General features: G+C 62.4%; 20 protein-coding genes. 8 read left to right on the top strand and 12 right to left on the bottom strand.

What is annotated here, in order from left to right:
• Positions 1–27: 27 nt before the first annotated feature.
• Together argS and CLV89_RS15350 are read right to left on the bottom strand one after the other, a co-directional pair.
• On the bottom strand, positions 28–1,770 hold the full coding sequence (argS, locus tag CLV89_RS15355; RefSeq protein ID WP_106164543.1) for an arginine--tRNA ligase: 1,743 nt from the start codon (positions 1,768–1,770) through the stop codon (positions 28–30).
• Positions 1,771–2,054: 284 nt separating this feature from the next.
• A complete protein-coding gene (locus CLV89_RS15350) occupies positions 2,055–3,206 on the bottom strand; it encodes a deoxyguanosinetriphosphate triphosphohydrolase (RefSeq protein ID WP_106164542.1) in 1,152 nt (383 codons plus the stop codon).
• A gap of 87 nt (positions 3,207–3,293) precedes the next feature.
• Here CLV89_RS15350 and CLV89_RS15345 point away from each other — a divergent pair, with 87 nt between their 5' ends.
• On the top strand, positions 3,294–3,617 hold the full coding sequence (locus tag CLV89_RS15345) for a HesB/IscA family protein (protein ID WP_106164541.1): 324 nt from the start codon (positions 3,294–3,296) through the stop codon (positions 3,615–3,617).
• 136 nt (positions 3,618–3,753) lie between these two features.
• Here the strand turns inward: CLV89_RS15345 and CLV89_RS15340 are convergent, their stop codons facing one another.
• The 3 genes from CLV89_RS15340 to CLV89_RS15330 form a co-directional block, all read right to left on the bottom strand.
• Positions 3,754–4,656 carry a DMT family transporter gene (locus tag CLV89_RS15340; RefSeq protein WP_106164540.1) on the bottom strand — a complete coding sequence of 301 codons (903 nt, stop codon included), beginning with the start codon at positions 4,654–4,656 and terminating at the stop codon, positions 3,754–3,756.
• Entirely contained in the window at positions 4,653–5,717 is a 1,065-nt protein-coding gene (locus CLV89_RS15335; RefSeq protein WP_106164539.1) for a DUF6902 family protein, read from the bottom strand. Before CLV89_RS15335 ends, CLV89_RS15340 begins: the two co-directional genes overlap by 4 nt.
• A gap of 78 nt (positions 5,718–5,795) precedes the next feature.
• The gene (locus tag CLV89_RS15330) at positions 5,796–6,017 is read right to left on the bottom strand and encodes a hypothetical protein (RefSeq protein ID WP_106164538.1); all 222 of its coding nucleotides are present in this window, start codon (positions 6,015–6,017) and stop codon (positions 5,796–5,798) included.
• 359 nt (positions 6,018–6,376) lie between these two features.
• Between CLV89_RS15330 and xth the strand changes: the two genes are divergently transcribed.
• The gene (gene xth, locus CLV89_RS15325) at positions 6,377–7,183 is read left to right on the top strand and encodes an exodeoxyribonuclease III (protein WP_106164537.1); all 807 of its coding nucleotides are present in this window, start codon (positions 6,377–6,379) and stop codon (positions 7,181–7,183) included.
• 211 nt (positions 7,184–7,394) lie between these two features.
• On the opposite strand, the gene CLV89_RS15320 is transcribed toward xth, so the two are convergent.
• Positions 7,395–8,564 (bottom strand): FAD-dependent monooxygenase, encoded by a 1,170-nt coding sequence (locus tag CLV89_RS15320; RefSeq protein ID WP_106164536.1) that lies wholly within the window; start codon positions 8,562–8,564, stop codon positions 7,395–7,397.
• A 97-nt stretch (positions 8,565–8,661) separates the two neighbouring features.
• Positions 8,662–9,084 carry an RNA polymerase-binding protein DksA gene (dksA, locus tag CLV89_RS15315; RefSeq protein ID WP_005634254.1) on the bottom strand — a complete coding sequence of 141 codons (423 nt, stop codon included), beginning with the start codon at positions 9,082–9,084 and terminating at the stop codon, positions 8,662–8,664.
• Between the two features lie 187 nt (positions 9,085–9,271).
• On the opposite strand from dksA, the gene CLV89_RS15310 reads away from it, so the two are divergent.
• The 4 genes from CLV89_RS15310 to CLV89_RS15300 all read left to right on the top strand — a co-directional run bounded on the left by CLV89_RS15310 (position 9,272) and on the right by CLV89_RS15300 (position 13,252).
• On the top strand, positions 9,272–10,111 hold the full coding sequence (locus CLV89_RS15310) for an AAA family ATPase (RefSeq protein WP_106164535.1): 840 nt from the start codon (positions 9,272–9,274) through the stop codon (positions 10,109–10,111).
• A 291-nt stretch (positions 10,112–10,402) separates the two neighbouring features.
• A complete protein-coding gene (locus CLV89_RS15305; RefSeq protein WP_106164603.1) occupies positions 10,403–11,749 on the top strand; it encodes a DUF2927 domain-containing protein in 1,347 nt (448 codons plus the stop codon).
• 87 nt (positions 11,750–11,836) lie between these two features.
• Positions 11,837–12,034: a hypothetical protein gene (locus CLV89_RS22650; RefSeq protein WP_207796950.1), complete on the top strand. Its 198-nt coding sequence runs from the start codon at positions 11,837–11,839 to the stop codon at positions 12,032–12,034.
• 33 nt (positions 12,035–12,067) lie between these two features.
• A complete protein-coding gene (locus CLV89_RS15300; protein ID WP_106164534.1) occupies positions 12,068–13,252 on the top strand; it encodes a vWA domain-containing protein in 1,185 nt (394 codons plus the stop codon).
• A 174-nt stretch (positions 13,253–13,426) separates the two neighbouring features.
• Here CLV89_RS15300 and CLV89_RS15295 read toward each other — a convergent pair whose 3' ends face one another.
• On the bottom strand, positions 13,427–13,795 hold the full coding sequence (locus tag CLV89_RS15295; protein WP_106164533.1) for a hypothetical protein: 369 nt from the start codon (positions 13,793–13,795) through the stop codon (positions 13,427–13,429).
• A 231-nt stretch (positions 13,796–14,026) separates the two neighbouring features.
• Positions 14,027–15,184, bottom strand: a complete 1,158-nt coding sequence (locus tag CLV89_RS15290) for a beta propeller repeat protein (RefSeq protein WP_106164532.1) — start codon at positions 15,182–15,184, stop codon at positions 14,027–14,029.
• A gap of 119 nt (positions 15,185–15,303) precedes the next feature.
• Here CLV89_RS15290 and CLV89_RS15285 point away from each other — a divergent pair, with 119 nt between their 5' ends.
• The gene (locus CLV89_RS15285) at positions 15,304–15,990 is read left to right on the top strand and encodes a M48 family metallopeptidase (RefSeq protein ID WP_106164531.1); all 687 of its coding nucleotides are present in this window, start codon (positions 15,304–15,306) and stop codon (positions 15,988–15,990) included.
• A gap of 87 nt (positions 15,991–16,077) precedes the next feature.
• On the top strand, positions 16,078–17,070 hold the full coding sequence (locus CLV89_RS15280; protein ID WP_106164530.1) for an LLM class flavin-dependent oxidoreductase: 993 nt from the start codon (positions 16,078–16,080) through the stop codon (positions 17,068–17,070).
• A 109-nt stretch (positions 17,071–17,179) separates the two neighbouring features.
• Here CLV89_RS15280 and CLV89_RS15275 read toward each other — a convergent pair whose 3' ends face one another.
• The 3 genes from CLV89_RS15275 to CLV89_RS15265 all read right to left on the bottom strand — a co-directional run bounded on the left by CLV89_RS15275 (position 17,180) and on the right by CLV89_RS15265 (position 19,712).
• On the bottom strand, positions 17,180–17,722 hold the full coding sequence (locus CLV89_RS15275) for an RSP_2648 family PIN domain-containing protein (protein WP_106164529.1): 543 nt from the start codon (positions 17,720–17,722) through the stop codon (positions 17,180–17,182).
• Between the two features lie 16 nt (positions 17,723–17,738).
• Positions 17,739–18,956: an RSP_2647 family RNA methyltransferase gene (locus CLV89_RS15270; RefSeq protein WP_106164528.1), complete on the bottom strand. Its 1,218-nt coding sequence runs from the start codon at positions 18,954–18,956 to the stop codon at positions 17,739–17,741.
• Positions 18,957–19,061: 105 nt separating this feature from the next.
• Positions 19,062–19,712 carry a DUF6778 family protein gene (locus CLV89_RS15265; protein ID WP_243395027.1) on the bottom strand — a complete coding sequence of 217 codons (651 nt, stop codon included), beginning with the start codon at positions 19,710–19,712 and terminating at the stop codon, positions 19,062–19,064.
• Positions 19,713–19,889 lie beyond the last annotated feature (177 nt).

The raw sequence follows: 19,889 nt of genomic DNA, 5'->3' as shown, positions 1-19,889 counted from the left end.
GGGCCAGCGGTTCGGGTGACTTTGGCGTCACATCTCCTGCGCTGGTTTAACGCCAAGAATACCAAGACCAGCAGAAATGACAATGGAAACAGAGCGGGCAAGTGCCAAATTAGCATGTGTTGCCGTTTGGCTGCTCTCATTAACAAATCGTAAACTCATTTCAGATTTGCCAAGGTGGTATAGCCCATGCAGGTCCGACGCCAGGTCATAGAGGAAAAAGGCGATCCGGTGCGGCTCATTGGTGCGTGCAGCAATCTCAACCTGACGCGGCCATTCGGCAATCTTCCGCGCAACCGACAGCTGTGCATCGTGAGCAAGCGTGCTCAGGTCGGCTGATGCGAGGGTCGCGTCGTCGGTGGCGATGCCCGCCTCCGCCGCCTTGCGCAGGGTCGAATGGATGCGCGCATTGGCATATTGCACGTAGAACACCGGATTGTCCTTGGACTGCTCCAGCGCCTTGTCGAGATCAAAGTCGAAGCCCTGATCGTTCTTACGCGTCAACAGCATGAAGCGCGTCACATCCGCGCCCACTGCCTCGACCACGTCGCGCAGGGTGACAAAGGTCCCTGCCCGCTTGGACATCTTGAATTCCTGGCCGTCCTTGAACAACTTCACCAGTTGGCAGAGCTTGATGTCCAGCGGAACCTGACCATCGGACAGGGCTGATACCGCTGCCTTCATCCGCTTGACATAGCCACCGTGGTCCGCACCAAAGATATCGATCAGCATGTCAAAGCCACGGCTGACCTTGTCGTAGTGATAGGCGATATCCGGCGCGAAATAGGTCCAGGCACCATCGGATTTCTTCACGGGGCGATCAACGTCATCGCCATGTTCGGTGGATTTGAACAAGGTCTGCTCGCGGGGCTCCCAATCATCGGGTTTCTTGCCCTTCGGCGGCTCCAGCACGCCTTCGTAGATCAGCCCCTTTGCATCAAGGCTCTCCAGAGCGGTTTCGATCCGCCCTGTGCCATAGAGCGATTTTTCCGAATAGAAGACATCCATCTTGATACCGAGAAGCGCGAGATCGCCCCGGATCAAATCCATCATCATCTCGGTGGCGGCGTTGCGGATTTCCTCAAGCCAGATTTCCTCGGGCTGGTCGATGAATTGCGCGCCGTACTTGTCCTTCAGCGCGGCCCCGACATCCTTCAGGTATTCACCGGGATAGGTACCGTCTGGGAATTCCACCGTCTGACCATGCGCCTCGAGGTAACGCAGGTAGGCCGAGCGCGCCAGAACATCGACCTGCGCGCCGCCGTCGTTGATGTAGTATTCACGGGTGACCTCATAGCCGGCGTAGTCCAGCAGGCTCGCCAGCGCGTCGCCAAACACCGCTCCCCGTGTATGGCCCACATGCAGCGGCCCGGTTGGGTTGGCAGAGACATACTCCACGTTGACCTTCTTGCCCTGCCCCAGATCGGAGCGGCCATAGGCCTCGCCACCCTTCAGCACCTTGCCCAGAACCTCCTGCCAGACCGATGCCTCAAGGCGCAGGTTCAAGAACCCCGGCCCGGCCACCTCGGCAGAGGCGACGCGCGTGTCCGCCCCCAGCTTTGCGGCCAGCGCCTCGGCAATGTCGCGGGGCTTCATCTTGGCAGGCTTTGCCAGAACCATCGCCGCATTGGTTGCCATATCGCCATGCGCCGCATCTCGGGGGGGTTCCACCGCGACATTGGCAAGATCGAGCCCTTCAGGCAGGGTCCCTTCGGCCGTCATGGCCGCGAGGCTATCAATCACAAGCGTACGGATATCGGTAAAGAGGTTCATGTCTGGCGTCCTTTGGTTCAGCCTCAGCGGATACCGAGGGGCGCGCTCAGGGTCAACAGTCGAAGCAGGCGCGCCCAGTGGCCGCGCGCACACTCTCCGGCGCGACATCGCCCGATCTGCCCCTTTCAAGGGGGCACCACCAGCCCAATCCTGATCAAAGTGAACCACCGCGCGCGACGCAGAAGGGATTTTGGCGCCGCGATACCAGCCCCCCCTTCAGCTTTTTGCTAAATACCTCGGAGCGCGAGGCAGCGCCTCGCTTCCCCATACTGCAGTACCTGCCGTCAGTCTCGGTGTTCCCCCAGCGCCAACTGATCATAGAGCTGCAGCGCAAAGCGGTCGGTCATCCCGGCGATATAGTCCGACACGATCCGCGCCCGCTCCACCTCTGTGGCGGCAGCACGGATGTCATCATGCCAGCGCTCCGGCATCGCCATCGTATTCTCCAGATAGTAGGTGAACAACGCCTTCACCACATGTGCGACCCGCTCCCGCACCACCATCACTGACGGGGCACGATACATGCGGGTGAACAGAAACGCGCGCAGCTCTTTCAGCTGACGCCATATCTCATCCGAGAAGGTCACGACCGAGTGGTCAAGCGCCCGGATCTCCTGCACCGACTGGGCGCCAGAGGCGGCCAGTTTCCGGCGCGCGGTGTCGATTACATCACTGACCATCACGCCGAACACCCGGCGCAGCGCCTCGTGCCGACGGCGGTTCGCATCCAGCCCGGGGTATGTCTCGTCGACCTGCGCATAGGCAGGGCCGATCAGCGACAGGCCGCAAATATCGTCATCACTGAACAATCCCGCCCGCAGCCCGTCATGCAGGTCGTGGTTGTTATAGGCCACATCATCCGCCAGCGCCGCCACCTGCGCCTCGGCGCTGGCGTAGGTGTGAAGCTCCAGATCAATCGCCTGATTGCAGGCTGCAAGCGCCCAGGGCAGATCCCCCACAACAGGCCCATTGTGTTTGGCGATCGCTTCCAGCGTTTCCCAGGTCAGGTTCAACCCGTCGAATTCGGCATAGTGCCTTTCCAGCGCCATCACGATCCGCAACGCCTGCGCGTTGTGGTCAAAGCCGCCATAGGGCGCCATCATCTCGTGCAGCGCGTCCTCGCCGGTATGGCCAAAGGGCGTGTGACCGAGATCATGGGCCAGCGCCACCGCCTCTGTCAGTTCCTGATTGAGCCCCAGCGCACCGGAAATCGTCCGCCCCACCTGCGCCACCTCGATGGTATGTGTCAGCCGGGTGCGATAGTTGTCGCCTTCGTGTTCGACAAAGACCTGTGTCTTGTGCTTCAGCCGCCGAAAGGCGCTGGCATGGATGATCCGGTCACGGTCGCGCTGGAACGGCGAGCGAAAGCTGCTTTCTTCTTCGTCGACCTGACGCCCGCGTGAAAGCTCGGGCATGGTGGCATAGGGCGCGTACATGGTTTATTCCTCGGGAAATCTTGTCGCCTCGCGCGCACCTTTCTATATTTGACTCAACGCTGCAACACGCCATCGGAGAAAACCAGTATGCAACTGCCCCCAAAAGTGACGGATCGTGCCTTTGACCGGCTGGCCGAGATCGGGGCCGCCGACCAGGGCCAGGCCCTGCGCATCGCCGTAGAAGGCGGCGGCTGTTCCGGGTTCCAGTATGAAATCGCTCTGGACGCGCCCAAAGCAGAGGATCTGATCCTCGAAGGCAAAGGACAGAAAGTCGTTGTCGACGAGATTTCCCTGCCCTTTCTGGAGAATGCGGTGATCGACTTTACCGAAGAGCTGATCGGCGCGCGCTTCACCATCGAGAACCCCAATGCCACCTCCAGCTGTGGCTGCGGCACCTCCTTCTCGATGTAACGGCTTTGTGTAGCGGATGTCAGCGCCCGGTTAGCGTCCGGCGCGCCAGGCGCCGCGACACTTTCCGACACGGGGCTTTTCACGCGGCGCTGGTGCCGTGCCTCGAGTCTGCGACCGCCCGCCCCCCCCAAACCCTCTATGCCCCCTCGCCCCCCAGCGCCACGGCGCGGGCCGCTTTGATTGGCGGAGTGTGCGCCTGATCCCACACCAGGAACACGCCAGAGGCCGCAACCACGGCCATGCCCAGACAGGTTGAAACCGCCGGCAGCTCACCAAAGGCCAGCACCCCGATCAATGTCATCCAGACGAATTGCAGATTGAGCAATGGCGTGACGGTATAGGCTGGCAACTGACGCAGCGCCAAGACCAGCAACCAGCGCGCGCCGAACAGAACAACAGCATAGGTACAGATCCAGCCCCAGTCGGCCACCGCCATCGGCCGCCAGACGAACGGCAAGACACACAGCATCACCACCCCCAAGGTCAGGTTTGGATAGAAGACCTGCGGCAGAACATTGCTGTCATACCGACTGATATAGCGCGCCATGATGATGGACAGGGTTCCGAAACCCACGCCCGCCAGCGCCAAGGCCGAACCGGTAGCACCGCCCATCTGCACGGCGGGTCGCATCACCAAAAGACCGACCACCCCGAGACATAGCGCCAGCCAGACCACGGGTCGGATCCGCTCCTTCAGGATCAGCCCCGACAGCAGCGCTGCAAAAAGCGGCATCAACGCGATGAAGACAAACACCTCGGCAAGCGCCAAATATCGGAAGGCAAAAAAGAATGACGTGCAGGCCAGAACCGTCGCAACTGACCGCAGCATCATCGCCTTCACGCAACGCGTACTCAACCCTTCCGGGTGCCCTTGTATGTGATTTACGCCAAGACAAAAGGCCGCGACCAATAGGCCGGAGACCGCGAACAGCTGCGCCGGCGCGAACTCCGACGCCATCATTTTGGTGATCCCGTCCGCCGTTGCTATGAGGCCGGTGTACACCAGCACTGCAATCACCCCTGCGGCAACACGGTTCATGCGCGACCAACTTGGCCCGAGCGCGAAAATACCTCGAAGAAGGGCTCAAAAACGGGGGTGCTGGCCTCGACCCGGCACAGCAGATCTCCATCCTCCGTGCTCAGGCTCTGCAACAATGGACGACGCATTCTGGCCCAGGTTCCGGGGGCCTGATCCAACAATGTGTAAAGAGCCATCGACACCCCCCGCAACGCACTGGGGCGCGCTTGCCCCTCGATAACGACTGACCCTTTGCAGTCTGCATCAGAAAATCCGCTGCGTCCAACCAGAAGTTGAAACCAATTGCACATCAAATAGGGATGGTAGTCGTCGTTTCCGACGCGCCCCTGTGCAGACCGCAAGGTGAAGCTGCCGACTTGCTGGTCCAGCCAACGGCACCAATCCTGCGGCGGTACCTCGTTGCAGAAGGTCAGCGCGATGCAGATCTCGGCGAGCAGATCCGCGTCCTGATCCAGAAAGGCAACCAGCCCAGCGAACAACAAGCTGCGGCGCTCTTCGCTCTCCAGACGGATCGGCGCGCGGCCATATTCAGTCAGATAGAAAACCACATGTGTCAGCTCGTAGGCGGCCTTGCGGTTTGGCACCGCGAAACAGGCGCTTTGGCGCATGAAGCCCCGCAACCTGTCATCAAGCCCCTCCACGCCGCGCAAATCGACGCCCCGGCGCGCCAGCAAGCGCCGCGCCTCGCCCCGCTGCAGATCCGACAACTCACTGCGTGCGATATCACGGTCGGCAATCCAGCCCGCCATCGCTTCGCCCCGCTCCCCCGGCAGGCCCAGATCCTCAAGGTCGAGACAGATCGACAGGATAAAGCGGTAATACTGACGGAAGAAATTGAGGTGCCGCAGGCTCCCTTCGTAAAATGGGAGTAAAGGCTCCAATGCGCCGCATGATATTTTGCAACCCGTGGTTTCTAAAACATTGAGCAGCTCTGCATTTTCCTTGAGCCACAATACATCAAGGCGATCTTTTCGAAATGCGCCAAAGGTTTCCAACAACCCTGGAACTCCAGAACTGCCTCTCTGCGCTCGGGCATTTGAAAATGATAAAACCTGCCCCATCGGCATCCCCTCCGCGGAATTAGAAACCTGTCGAGTTTCGTGATCCAGCACAGGCCGGATCACGATATCTCACCGGGGTTACTTCATCTGTTCGAGGCAGGTCGACGACACCATATGCGTTGCGGCGCCGCCATGCATGTCCGTCACCTCAGAAGAAATACATGTGGAACTGTAAAGGGATACATGACCACCCTCATGCGCGCCATCAAGGCAGGTCGAGCTGACGAGCCCAACATTCTCACCAGCAAATGCGCCGGTTTCACACAGTGCGACGTCTACCATTTTCTTCAGTGCAGTCATGACTTTTCTCCTATTTGGAAGCTCACACTTAAAAGGTGCCCGCAAATAGAAATACATCAAGAAAATAATTAAAAACCGCACCCACCAAATGACAATATCACATTAATTCCGATCAGCAATAAACTGATTCCCGATCCAATTTCGAGTTACACACATTCAACTCACAGAATTACTCACACCGTCATTCCTGCAAAGCAAAAGACAAAACCGCTTAGGTTGTACGTAGATATTTGCTTTAACCTATTCCAAACACCGATTCTCCCTCCCCGGAGGATTCGGCTCCGCCCCCTCTCGCCCGCTTGCAGGACGGTTGGAATTCAGCGATAGAACGGGTCTCGGATCGCAACACGGAGACCGCCATGAAGATCGCCAGTTTCAACATCAACGGCATCAAGGCCCGTGTGAATGCGCTCGCCGATTGGCTGGACGAGGCGCAACCCGACGTTGCCGTCCTGCAGGAAATCAAATCTGTCGACGACGCCTTCCCGCGCGAGATGTTCGAAGAGCGAGGGTACAACCTGGAGACCCACGGCCAGAAGAGCTTCAATGGCGTGGCGATCCTGTCGAAACTCCCCCTTGAGGATGTACGTCGCGGCCTGCCCGGCGATGACAGCGACGAACAAGCCCGCTGGATCGAGGCCACGGTGGTCGGCAAACAGGCGATCCGGATCTGCGGTCTTTACCTGCCCAATGGCAACCCGGTCGAGCTGGAAGAGGACGGAACCCCGGTGGCCGGCGGCAAATACGCCTACAAGCTTGCCTGGATGGAGCGGCTGAAGGCGCGGGCCGAAGAGCTCATGGCAGAAGAGATGCCCGCCCTCATGGCCGGTGACTACAATATCATCCCTCAGGCCGAAGACGCCAAACGGCCGGAGGCCTGGCAGGAAGATGCGTTACATCGGCCCGAAAGCCGCGCCGCCTTTCAGCGCATCGTAAACCTTGGGTTCACCGAAGCCTTTCGTGCCCGGACGCGGGGCCCGGGTCACTATACGTTCTGGGATTATCAGGCGGGCGCCTGGAACCGTGACGACGGCATCCGCATCGATCACTTCCTGCTGACGCCACAGGCTGCGGACCTGCTGAAGGACTGTCAGATCGACAAGGACATTCGTGGCCGTGAAAAGCCGTCCGACCATGTTCCGATCTGGGTCGAGCTGGACATCTGAACCCTTAGACCATCCGCTCGCCAATGGGCAGGCAACGGGCCCATGCTCTCAGAACGGGCATGCGCCGCTGGTGCCTCCCGCCCGGCATCAGCGGCATTCATAATGCCACCACGCCCGTTGGGCCGAGCGCCGCGCGCCCCGCAAGGGGCGCGCGGCGCGGGTCGCTTCGGGCAAAGCCCGAAGCGAAACTCCTCATGCACCGACAAGTGTTTCAGAGCGCGGTTTCATCGTGGCGATAGATCCAGTCGAACTGGCTGACCATCTTCTGGGGCGCCAATGAGCCTGCGGCGCGCAAGATCTGATGTGCCGGCCAGCTCAACGGCGGGCGCAGATGATACTTCCATGCATTGCCATTGGCCGCTTCGACCACCTTGGAGGCACGTGTGCGACGACGGGTCTGATAAGCTGCGAGGCCTGCCGCAAGATCCTCTGCCTGCCACAGGCAATCGGCCAAGGCATACGCGTCCTCCAGCGCCATATTGGCTCCCTGCGCCATGAATGGCAGTGTCGGATGGGCGGCATCGCCCAACAACGCAACCCCGTCATGCCCCCAAGTCTGCGCCACGGGATGACGGAACAAGCCCCAGAGCTTCACCTCGCGCACATCATCAAGCAAGGCACCAGCCGCCCCGCCAAAGTTGCCAAACGCCTGGCGCAGGTTCTCCGGATTGTCGCTGCGGTTCCAGCTCTCATCCGCCCATTCTCGACGCTCTTGGGCTGCAACCAGGTTGACCAAAGAGCCGTCTTTAAGGGGATAGGCCACCAGATGTCGCCCCGGCCCCATGAAGACCTGCGCCTCGGCTGGCAACTCCAGTCGGTTGGGCACGGTTGCCCGCCAGGCCACCTGACCGGTGAATTTTGGTGCCGAGACGGGGTTGAGCGCCGGACGCACCCGCGAATGCAGCCCATCTGCACCAATCACCAGATCCGCGCCACATCGGGCACCATTGGCCAGCCGGACTTCGGGACGCGCGCCGGGCACAACGCTACTGACCTTCTGCAACAGCCGCACCTGAACGCCGGACCGGCGCACCGCATCCGCCAGCAGGTTGATAAGATCAGCGCGGTGGACGAAGTAATACCGCAGATCGTGAGCATATTGGTCGAGATCCAGGCGCAAAACCTCGCGGCCTTCGCGGTGATGGCGCAGCACCACGGCACGCGCGCGCTGTGCGCACCAGGCCAGATCATCCGCCAGCCCCATTGCCCGCAGCACCGCAACACCGTTGGGCGTGACCTGCAGCCCGGCGCCGACTTCGGAAATCTGCTCGGCCTGCTCCAGCACCGTGACCTGCGCGCCTTTTGCACGCAAAAGCTGCGCCACCGCCAGGCCGCCAATCCCGGCGCCGATCACCGTTACCCTGATATCCTTGAAATTCATGCACCCAATGCCTGCTTACCGCACGTATAAGCTCATAACAAAAAAGCGCCGGAGCAAAAGGCCCGGCGCTTCATAAACTTGTGGATGGACTATAAAATTAGTCGTCGCGATGGACTTTCTCGCGCCGTTCATGCCGTTCCTGAGCTTCAAGGCTCATGGTGGCAATCGGACGTGCGTCCAGACGCTTGAGTGAGATCGGTTCCCCCGTCACGTCACAATATCCGTATTCGCCCTCGTCGATACGGCGGATTGCGGCGTCGATTTTGGCAACCAGTTTGCGTTGACGATCACGCGTGCGCAACTCCAAAGCCCGGTCAGTCTCTTCGCTTGCGCGATCAGCCACATCGGGAATGTTACGCGTGTTTTCCTGCAGGCCTTCGATGGTATCCCGGCTTTCGTCCAAAAGCTCGGCTTTCCAATTCAGCAACTTGCGACGGAAATACTCCATTTGCCGTTCATTCATAAACGGCTCGTCTTCGGCCGGGCGATAGTCCTCCGGCAGAAACACGTCCTGCTTCATTTCGGCTCCTTCGGTCTGGCCCATAATCTTGGTCTCTTTTAAATTTCCAAGCATCGTGGCTCCCCCATGCCGCAGCGTTTAATCCCAAGCGCGCCGAATGTCACTACACAATAGTGGTGCGCTATGATTATACGGAACCCTAACATGCCAGTTCGGCAATTCTATGGCGCAACCCAAGGGAGAGTTCATGTTATTTCAGGGCACTAAGGACTACGTGGCAACCGAAGACCTGAAAATTGCGGTCAATGCAGCCGTCACGCTGGAGCGCCCTCTGCTGGTCAAGGGAGAGCCCGGCACCGGCAAAACCGAGCTGGCCAAGCAGATTTCCAGCGCCCTTGGCATGCGCATGATCGAATGGAACGTGAAGTCGACCACCCGCGCCCAACAAGGGCTCTATGAGTATGACGCCGTCTCCCGTCTGCGTGACAGCCAGCTTGGTGACGAACGCGTGCATGACGTGGCGAACTACATCCGCAAGGGCAAGCTCTGGGAAGCCTTCGAGGCCGATGAAAAAGTGGTGCTGCTGATCGACGAGATCGACAAGGCGGACATTGAGTTTCCCAACGACCTCTTGCAGGAACTCGACAAGATGGAGTTCCACGTTTACGAGACCGGCGAAACCATCCGCGCGAAGAACCGCCCGGTGATCATCATCACCTCGAACAATGAAAAGGAACTGCCCGACGCCTTCCTGCGCCGCTGTTTCTTTCACTACATCCGCTTTCCCGATGCCGAGACGATGAAAAAGATCGTTGAGGTGCACCACCCCAATATCAAGCCCGACTTGCTGTCGGCCGCACTGACGCAGTTCTACGAGATCCGCGACACGCAAGGTCTGAAGAAGAAGCCCTCAACCTCCGAGGTGATCGACTGGCTGAAACTGCTGCTGGCCGAAGACCTGAGCCCCGAGGATCTGAAACGCGACGGCGCCAATGCGCTGCCGAAACTGCATGGCGCGCTGCTGAAGAACGAACAGGACGTGCATCTGTTCGAACGGCTCGCCTTCATGGCGCGGCGCGGGCGCTGACACGCCCCGCCTGCCCCGGCTGGCACACGTCAGGCCCCGCCACCCTATGACTGCAAGGCGGCAGGCAGAAGCCGACATGCAGGGGCGCGCCCCCAAGAACTGCGCCTTGATCGGGGCCATTGCGTGGCATTGACGTCACGCACCGCCCTCTCCGCTTCAAACTGATGTCCAATTCCTGGTCAAAGTAGTAGCCTCGATAGGGTCCGTTTCCGATGACGGACCAGACAGGGCAGTCAATTGACTTTGAAACACCATTTTTCGGGATACAGCTTGCGCGCACGGCGCCCCCTGATGACCGCTCTGGCGGTTCTGCTGGCGTTGGTCGCCGGGGCCTGCAGCGACAGCGCCTCACCACCATCGCGCGCGTCGGCGTCCCTGACCATGGACCTGCCCCCGATCCGCACCTTCCCGACGCGCGCCGCCCTACCGCCGCAGCGCTCCAATGCCGATATGGCGCGCGATTTTCTGGATCTGCACTTCCGCCTCGAAGGCGGTACGGAAATGCCGGTGCTGACCCGATTTGAAACGCCCGTAGGCGTGACCATCACCGGCAGCCCCACCGCAACGCTGCGCCCCGATCTTGAGGCCCTGCTGTCCCGGTTGCGCAACGAGGCCGGGCTCGACATCCGCCGGCTGCCGACAGGGACGCCCGCGGCCATTACCATAGAGGCGGTCAACCGCTCCCGCATTCAGCGCCTGCTGCCGCAAGCCGCCTGTTTCGTGGTTGCCAATGTCAGCTCTCTGGACGAATACCGCCGCACCCGCCGACAGCCCCAGACCAACTGGAAGAACCTGCGCAGCCGCACGCGGCTGGCCATTTTTGTTCCCAATGATGTCAGCCCGCAGGAACTCCGCGACTGTCTGCACGAGGAACTGGCCCAGGCGCTGGGGCCGCTGAACGACCTCTACCGGCTGCCGGACTCTGTCTTCAACGACGACAATGTACATACGGTTCTGACCGGGTTCGACATGTTGATGTTGCGGGCGACCTACGACCCGGCGCTGAAAACCGGAATGAGCCGCGCCGAGGTCGCCGCGAGGCTGCCAGCCATCCTGGCCCGCTTGAACCCGGCCGGTCAGCGTCGCGCCTCTGCCCCTTTGCCGGAAACTCCACGCAGCTGGGGGCTGGCGGTGGAGACCGCATTGGGCGGTTATGGGTCCGGCGCCATGCGGATCCGTGCGGCGCATGAGGCCGCGCGCATTGCCCGTGACCTCGGCTGGCGGGACCATCGTCGTGCATTTGGGCATTTTCTGATCGGCCGCGCCATTCAGGACAGTGATCCCACAGAGGCTGAGGCCCATTTCCGCAGCGCGCTGACCTTCCTCGGCGGCGGGCCCGACACGGCAGGGCATCGTGCGCTCGTGCAATCCCGACTGGCCAGTTTCGCCCTACGCCAAGGCAAGCTGAAAGAGGCGGACCGCCTGATCGCACAGGCCCTGCCCGCGGCAACCGCTGGGCAAAACGCGGCTCTGATGTCCACTCTGCTGGTCTTGAAGGCGCATCTGGCAGAGGCGCGCGGGCAGAAACGCGCAGCGAGCAGCCTGCGGTCCGAGAGCCTTGGCTGGGCGCTCTACGGCAATGGCGTCGAGGCCACGGTGAAAACACGGCTGCGCGAGGTTGCCGCAGCGCGCCCGTGACCTTTGCACATGAGGCGAAGCCGGGCTATATCCGACAAATCACCTGACACCGGTCATTCCACTGATCCGTAACGCACCCTGCGGACCATGCCGACCACAGACCTGGATAGCTTCCACATGATCGTCATTCTCTCGTTTCTCCTCGGCGCGGCAATCGGTGCCTTCAAGGCCCGCAAACGTGGCGGCAATGTCGCCGACATGCTGCAATACGGGGCTGTCTACGCCATCATCTTTGGTATTGTTGGCCTGTTCGTCACAATCGTCATCGACCGCACCCTGTTCTGATCTGCCACAGATCCCGACCACGCCGGAGGCCCCATGTTCCAGCCCTTCTTCGAGAATCTGCGCAACGCCGCCGTGCCGGTCAGCCTGCGCGAATATCTCGCCTTTCTCGAAGGGCTGAAAGCGGGGCTGGCCACCTATGACGTGGAGGCGTTTTATTACCTCGCCCGCGTGGTGATGGTGAAGGACGAGCGCCACCTCGACCGCTTTGACCGCGCCTTTGCCGCCACCTTCGAAGGGCTCGACCAAATCCCCGCCTCTGCGGTGATGGAGGCGGTCGACATCCCCGAGGAATGGCTGCGCAAGATGGCCGAAAAGCATCTGAGCGCCGAGGAACGCGCCGAGATCGAGGCGCTGGGTGGCTTTGACAAGCTGATGGAGACGCTGAAGGAGCGCCTGAAGGACCAGGAGGGCCGCCATCAGGGCGGCAACAAGTGGATCGGCACCGCCGGCACCTCGCCCTTTGGCGCTTATGGCTACAACCCCGAAGGCGTGCGCATCGGCCAGAACGAAAGCCGCCATCAGCGCGCGGTCAAGGTCTGGGACAAGCGTGACTTCAAGAACCTGGACGGCGATGTCGAACTCGGCACCCGCAACATCAAGGTCGCCCTGAAACGCCTGCGCCGCTGGGTCCGCGAAGGCGCCGCCGAAGAGCTGGATCTCGACGGCACCATCCGTTCCACCGCCGAGAACGGCTATCTCGACGTCAAGACCCGGCCAGAGCGCCACAATGCCGCCAAGGTGCTGCTGTTCCTCGACGTCGGCGGCTCCATGGATCCGCATATCAAGGTGGTGGAGGAGCTGTTCTCTGCCGCGCGCAGCGAGTTCAAGCATCTGGAATATTACTACTTCCACAATTGCCTTTACGAGGGCGTGTGGCGTGACAACCGCCGCCGCTGGGACGCGCAGACGCCGACCCATGAGGTGCTGCGCACCTACGGGCCGGACTACAAATGCATCTTTGTCGGCGATGCCTCGATGAGCCCTTACGAGATCGCCTACCCCGGCGGCGCCAATGAGCATTGGAACCAGGAGGCCGGTCAGGTCTGGCTGCAGCGCGCCCGCGAACAATGGGGAGCGCATCTGTGGATCAACCCGGTGCCGGAGAAATACTGGGAGTACACCCATTCGATCCAGATGATCCGCGAGATCTTCGAGGACCGCATGGTGCCGATGACCCTCGACGGGCTGGAACGCGGCATGCGCGACCTGACCCGCTGAGCCGCATCACTTTCGAGAGCTAACATATTGCAAACGCAACGTTCTGACAGGGCGCAACCCGCATCTGGGTTCGATCTGCGGGCGTGGCCCGACAAAAAGTATCAGCCTTCCTGCCCCATTGTTTCGTGCGCGAAACACAAGGTCAGCCCTCCTGACCTGTTCAGTCTGTTTGGCCTAAACGCCCCATAGCCCCCAGGCCCCCAGCAGCATCACCGGGACAAACAACCAGCCCTGCGGCAGCACCGCATAGGACAGCCGCCGCAGCGGTGGTACGAAAATACCGATCCCGGCGCTCATCGCCGCCAGCAGCACTCCAGCCAGCGCCATGTCGCGGCGCCCCAGTGCTCCGAGAGCGAGAAACAGCGCCATCAGGACCAGCATGCCAGTCACCAGATGCCAGCACAGGATCATGGTTTCGCGCACCTCGTCCGGCAGCGTCGTGTTCGCCGCCAGCGGGCGTTCGCACTGCCGTCCGCCAATGATCGCATGCACCAGCATCCAGCAGGCCGAAAGCCCGGCCGCACTCACCAAATAGAGGTTCATTCCAATATCCCTTGCCCGCATCTGCCGCCAGGGAACCACGCGTCACCGCCCCGCGCCACAGGCACATGGTCGCAGGTCTTCAAGGGAGAGCTCCCGCCCCTGTTTCCGCAGGCACAGCCTGCGTCAAAAGCGTTGGGCCGGGCGGCGGCCGCGCCGCAGGCGCGGCCGCCGCCCTCGCGCGATTTGCAACGCAAAGCGCAACACCTCTGACCTAGTACTCAAGAACGCGCCTCACCCGCGGTCCATCACCTCGACCGACAGGATGGTGGGCAGATGCCGGGCGATCTCCTGCCACGCATCGCCTTCGTCAAAACTGGCGAAGACAGAGCCGGAGTTGGTACCGAAATAGACCCCCGCGGGGTCGCGCCGGTCCCCGGCCATCGCCTGTCGCAACACGGTGAAGAAACACCCTTCCTGCGGCAGGCCGGCCCGACAGTCCTGCCAGCTCTCGCCTCCATCGCGCGACCGCCACACCGCCGCCGCCGCCTCAGGTGGGAACCGCCCGGCGCTGTCGCCGTTGAGCGGCAGGGTCCAGATCACCTCCGGGTCGCGCGGATGCACATGGATCGGAAAGCCGAAGGTCGAGGGCAGCCCGGCGTTGATATCCTCCCAGCTGCGGCCCCCATCGCGGGATTTCCAGACCCCGTGGTGGTTCTGCTGGTAGATCAGCTCGCCGCTCCCCGGTGCCCGCACCATGTTGTGCACGCAATGTCCGGTTTCCCCGTCCCGCGGTGCCGCCGGGTGGTCATGATGGGCGCAGCCCTCCGCATTGGACAGCCGGTTGCGCCGCTCCCAGGTTATCCCGCCATCCTCGCTGGCAAAGACGCCGGCGGCGGAGATCCCGCACCACAGATGCGAGGGGCGCTCCGGGTCGGTCAGGATCGTATGCAGCACCAGCCCCGCCGCGCCCGGGGTCCAACTGTCAGACGATGGATGAGTGCTCAGCCCCTCCACAAGGGTCCAGCTTTGACCGCCATCCACGCTGCGCAACAGGTTGGCGGGTTTTGTGCCAGCATAGAGCACGCCTGCACCGACCCCCACCGACCAGATCTGCTGGAAGTCGCTGCCAAAGGGCAGCTCCACCGGCTCATAGCCGATCATCGCGGCAAATTCCGGGTCTTTCTCGGCCCAGTCATCGGTGGTGCCCCGTGTCAGCCGGGTCACCTGCCAGCTCTCGCCGCCATCGGGGGAGTGCCAAATCCCGGCGCCGGTCCACTCGCCGCCACCGCCAGCCCAGATCTCACCACTGGCAGGATCCCCCACCACATGGTTGATCCCCCAGCCGTCACAGAACGGCCCGCGCACCCGCCATTCGCTTCGCTCTGCGCCACCGTCGATCAGGAACGCGCCCTTGGTCGTGCCCACCAGTACCGTCACCGTGCCATCCATCACTGACCCTCCTCTGCCCGGCTATCGCTGGCGCAAGGGTAACATGAACCGCCCCACAGCTGGCGTGAAATCCCGCAAACCGCTTGTCGCGGGCCCGAAACACGCCCATATCACAAGTCATGCTGAGACTGACTCCCATCCTCCTCGCCGTGATCTACGGGCTGGTCATGTACCGCCTGTCCGTTTGGCGCACCCATCGCGAGCTGGACGCCCGCTCCACCGAGCTGGCAGACCCGCATCTGAAGCGCATGACAGACCGGCTCGCCGCGGCGCTGGAGCTGCCGCGCATCCCAGTCTACATCTACGAGATCGACCCGGTGAACGGACTGGCCGCACCGGATGGGCGGATCTTCATCACCCGCGGCTTTTATCGCAAGTTCCAGAGCGGTGAGGTCTCCGACGCCGAGATGGCCAGCGTCATCGCCCATGAGCTGGGCCATGTGGCGCTGGGACATGCCAAGAAGCGGATGATCGACTTTTCCGGCCAGAACGCCCTGCGCACCATGTTGATGATGGTGATCGGCCGCTTCATCCCGGTGATCGGCCCGTGGATTGCCGGCGCGCTGACCAGCCTGATCGCCGCGCGCCTGTCGCGGGGGGATGAATATGAGGCGGATGAATATGCCGCCGCACTTCTGACCAAGGCCGGCATCGGCGTCGAGCCGCAAAAGAGCCTGTTCCGCAAGCTCGAGGAGCTGACCAGTGCACGGGCCGGCATGGCGCCTGCCTGGCTGATGAGTCACCCCAAGACCGAAGAGCGCATTGCCGCGCTGGACCGGCTTGAGGCCAAATGGGACGAGGGCTGAGCCTAACAGGCCCGGTTTCCGCCGCAGCCCTCTTGCGCACGTCACCACGAGACCCCATCTAGACCTTCCAGCAAGGAGAAGGTTTTCATGCGCTATTCCGTCCTCGATCTCGCCCCGGTTCCGGAAGGCTCCTCTACCGCAGGCGCGCTGCGCAACAGCGCCGATCTGGCCCGTCATGCGGAGGGCTGGGGCTATCATCGCTATTGGCTGGCGGAGCATCACAACATGCCCGGCATCGCCAGTGCTGCCACGGCGGTGATGATCGGCCATATCGCGCAGGCGACCTCTACCATGCGCATCGGGGCCGGCGGCATCATGCTGCCCAATCACGCGCCCTATATGGTGGCCGAGGCCTTTGGCACATTGGCCGAGATCCACGGCCCGAGGATCGACCTCGGGCTGGGCCGCGCGCCGGGCACCGACATGGCCGCGATGCGCGCCATGCGCCGCGGCTTGCAGGAGGCTGGAGACCGTTTCCCGCAGGATGTGCAGGAGCTGATCGGCTATTTCGGCCCCCGCTCCGAGGGCGGTAATTTGCGCGCCATTCCCGGCGAGGATACGCAGGTGCCGGTGTGGCTTCTCGGCTCCAGCCTCTATGGTGCGCAGCTGGCGGCGATGCTGGGGCTGCCCTATGCCTTTGCCTCGCATTTTGCGCCGCAAGCGCTGGAGCAGGCGTTCGAGGTCTACCGCCGCCAGTTCCGCCCCTCGGCGACGCTCGACAAGCCCCATGCGATGCTGGCGATCAACGTTTTCGCCGCCGAGAGTGACGCCGAGGGCGAGCGGCTCCGCACCACCATGCAGCAGGCCTTTGCCCGCCTGCGTCTGGGCATGCCCGGCAAGCTGCCAGCACCGGTGGACAATATCGCCGCGGCCCTGGCGCCGGAGATCCTGGCCGGGGTCAATCAGGCGCTGACCATATCGGCGACGGGGTCAAAGGAGACGGTGCGCGGAGATCTGTCGCGGTTGATCGAGACATATCAGCCCGACGAGGTGATCCTGACCGGGCAGATCCACGACCACACCGCGCGCTTGCGGTCCTTTGAGATTGCAGCAGAGATTTTGGGCGAATTGGGGAACTAAGGGCCGCGCATGTCCGCGGGCGGAAGCAAAGCGCCCGCCCATGGGGGCGGACGGGCGCTGCCCGGTCTTGCGACCGGGCGGTAGACTATCCTGCGGCCTTGCTAGGACCTCACGAACCCAGGGCCTTGGCGATCCTCGGCAAGCGCGCCTTTTTCAAGAGCGCCCGCATTTCCCATGTCCGGCCGGACAGCCGATCGGCCTCAGCCAGCACCTTGGCCCCGACCGCGGCCAACCCGTCGCGATCCTTCAACCACAGTTCATAAAGCAGCTGATCCGGGCCCACTCGCTCCAGCCCTTCCTCGGCGAGCAGATTGCGCGGGAAATCCTTGATGTTCACCGTGACGATCCCATCCGCATGACCGCTGATCGCGGACGACAGCACGTGGATGTCATTGGCATCCGGCAGCCACAACCGCGAGGTCACCCCCGGTTTCAACGCCACTTCTGCACGCGGCCAGACCGCGCGCAACAAGGCGATCTCCGCCTTGGCCTGCACGGGGCCCTCGGGACCGATCTTGGCCGCCGCGCGTTCCCATTCCCCGAGGATCCGCTCCGACCAGAGCGGGGTGAAATGCCCCAATTTCGCCGCGCCCAGCAGCATCTCCCGCATCACCGTCGGGTAGAGCACACATGTGTCCAGAAGCAGCTTCATCGGGGCCTCTCCTGTATCAGTCCAACCGGAAGAACACGGATTTCAGATAGCCGCTCTCGGCCAGCTGCGGCATCTGCGGATGGTCCGCCCCGGCATAGCCGGTGTGCAGCAGCTGCCCGCGCCGACCACCCCGCCCGATGCCACGCGCCGAGGCATTGCGGAACAGCGTCAGATCGGCCGCGTGGGAACAGGAGCACAGCCCCAGATAGCCGCCCGGCTTGACCAGCGGCGCGGCCAGTTTGGCGATGCGCTCATAGGCGCGCAGACCGGCCTCCAATGCCGGTTTTGCAGGCGCAAAAGCGGGTGGATCGCAGACCACCACGTCAAATTGCGCGCCCTCGGCGGCAAGGGCGGCCAGCGCGTCAAAGGCATCGCCTTGACGGGCGGTAAACCTGTCGCCGTGGCCGGAGGCCGCGGCGCCCGCTTGGGCAAGATCAAGGGCGGCAGCAGAACCGTCGACGCAGGTCGCATGGCCTGCGCCCGCTGCCAGCATCGCCAGACCAAATCCGCCCACATGTGAAAACACATCCAGCACAGCCGCGCCGGGTGCCACCAATCGGGCGGCAAAAGCGTGGTTGTCGCGCTGGTCGTAAAACAGCCCTGTTTTCTGGCCGCCGGTGAGGTCGGCCATATAGGTCGCGCCATTCATCTGCACTGGCAGAGGCGCGTCGGGGGCGGCGCCCTTCAGCACGGCGTTCACATCGTCCAGCCCCTCAAGGCTCCGGGTGCGTCCAGCGGCATTCTTCAGGATCACCTCACAGCCGGTAACCTCGCCCAGTGCCGTGCTCAGCGCCTCCAGATGCGCCTCCGCCCAGGCGGCATTGGGCTGCACCACGCAGGCCGCGCCAAAGCGGTCGATCACCACGCCGGGCAGCCCGTCGGCCTCGGCATGCACCAGCCGGTAGAATGGTGCGTCATAGAGCTGCGCGCGCAAGTCCTGCGCGCGGGACAGCCGGGCGGCAAACCAGGCCACGTCGATCTCTGCCTCCGGATCACGGTCCAGCATCCGGGCGATGATCTTGCTCTCCGGGTTCACCGCCACCAGACCCAGGCGGGCGCCGGTCTCATCCTCCAGCACCGCAAGGCTGCCGGGGGCGATCTTCTTGGTGCGCCGGTCGGTCACCAGCTCATTGGCATAGACCCAGGGAAAGCCGTGGCGGATAGCGCGGGCGTTCGATTTGGGTTTCATCTTCACGCGCGGGCGTGGCGTCGGGGTCAGGTCAGGTTCTGTCATGGATCTCACATAGCCTGACTTCTGCAAGACCCCAAGACGTAAAAGCAGAGGCGCACGAAACAGAAGCCTCTGCCTTCCTTGCTGCTTAGGCGTAGCGCCGATGGCTTACATCTTGTTCAGGGTCTGGAGCAGCCCAAGCCGCGCATTCCGGTAGGAGTTCGGGTCCACCAGAACCTGCTGGATGACCTGTGCGAGGTGATCGGTGATGCGTCGCTTCTGGGTCTCCCCCCGCGCCATCGCACTGATCGCAGCCTTGCCGCCATAGGCCTCCAGATCGGCCTCCACCCGGCGAGCATCGGACAGTGGCGTGCCGGTTGCCGGATCGACGAGGCGCATATCAAAGGCGATGGAGTGAACTCCGCCGGTGAACTTGCGCGCCTTTTCCGTCAATGCATGAAACCGCACCAGCTGAACCTGCAGGATTGCCTCGACAGGGCCATTCATGCCCGCAACTCCACGCTCCATGGCGCTCTGGACGATGGTCTGGACCTGCTGGTAGCGATCTCCCGCGGGATCTTCGCGCCAGACAATGTCACCGGATGGCAGAAAGAGGTTCGCCTCCGCCACCCGCAGCGAGCGCGGCACCACCACCTGCACATCTGTTACCGAGACCGACGGCACCGGCAGCGGCGCAATCGCAGGCGAGATGGCGGCAAGTGGCTCGCCGCTGGCATTGCGGCTGGGTGGTTCGACCGCTCCGCAGGCAACAAGCGACAGGCACAGCCCCAAAGTCATAGTCAAACGCGTGATCAGCATAGAACCCCTCCTGGCCCGCTAGGGGGCCACAATCCACCGTGTTGCAGATGGTGTGGCAGTCAATCAGGGCAGGATTTCGACCGAACCCGCACATTTTAACGAGTTGTTAACCATTTTTCTGACCGCTGAGCGGTTCAGCAAGCAAGATTGCGGCGCGGCGCGCGATCCACAGAAGCC

Source organism: Tritonibacter scottomollicae, from assembly GCF_003003215.1.
Lineage (GTDB): Bacteria > Pseudomonadota > Alphaproteobacteria > Rhodobacterales > Rhodobacteraceae > Epibacterium > Epibacterium scottomollicae.
This window is presented reverse-complemented; position numbering and strand designations above follow the sequence as displayed.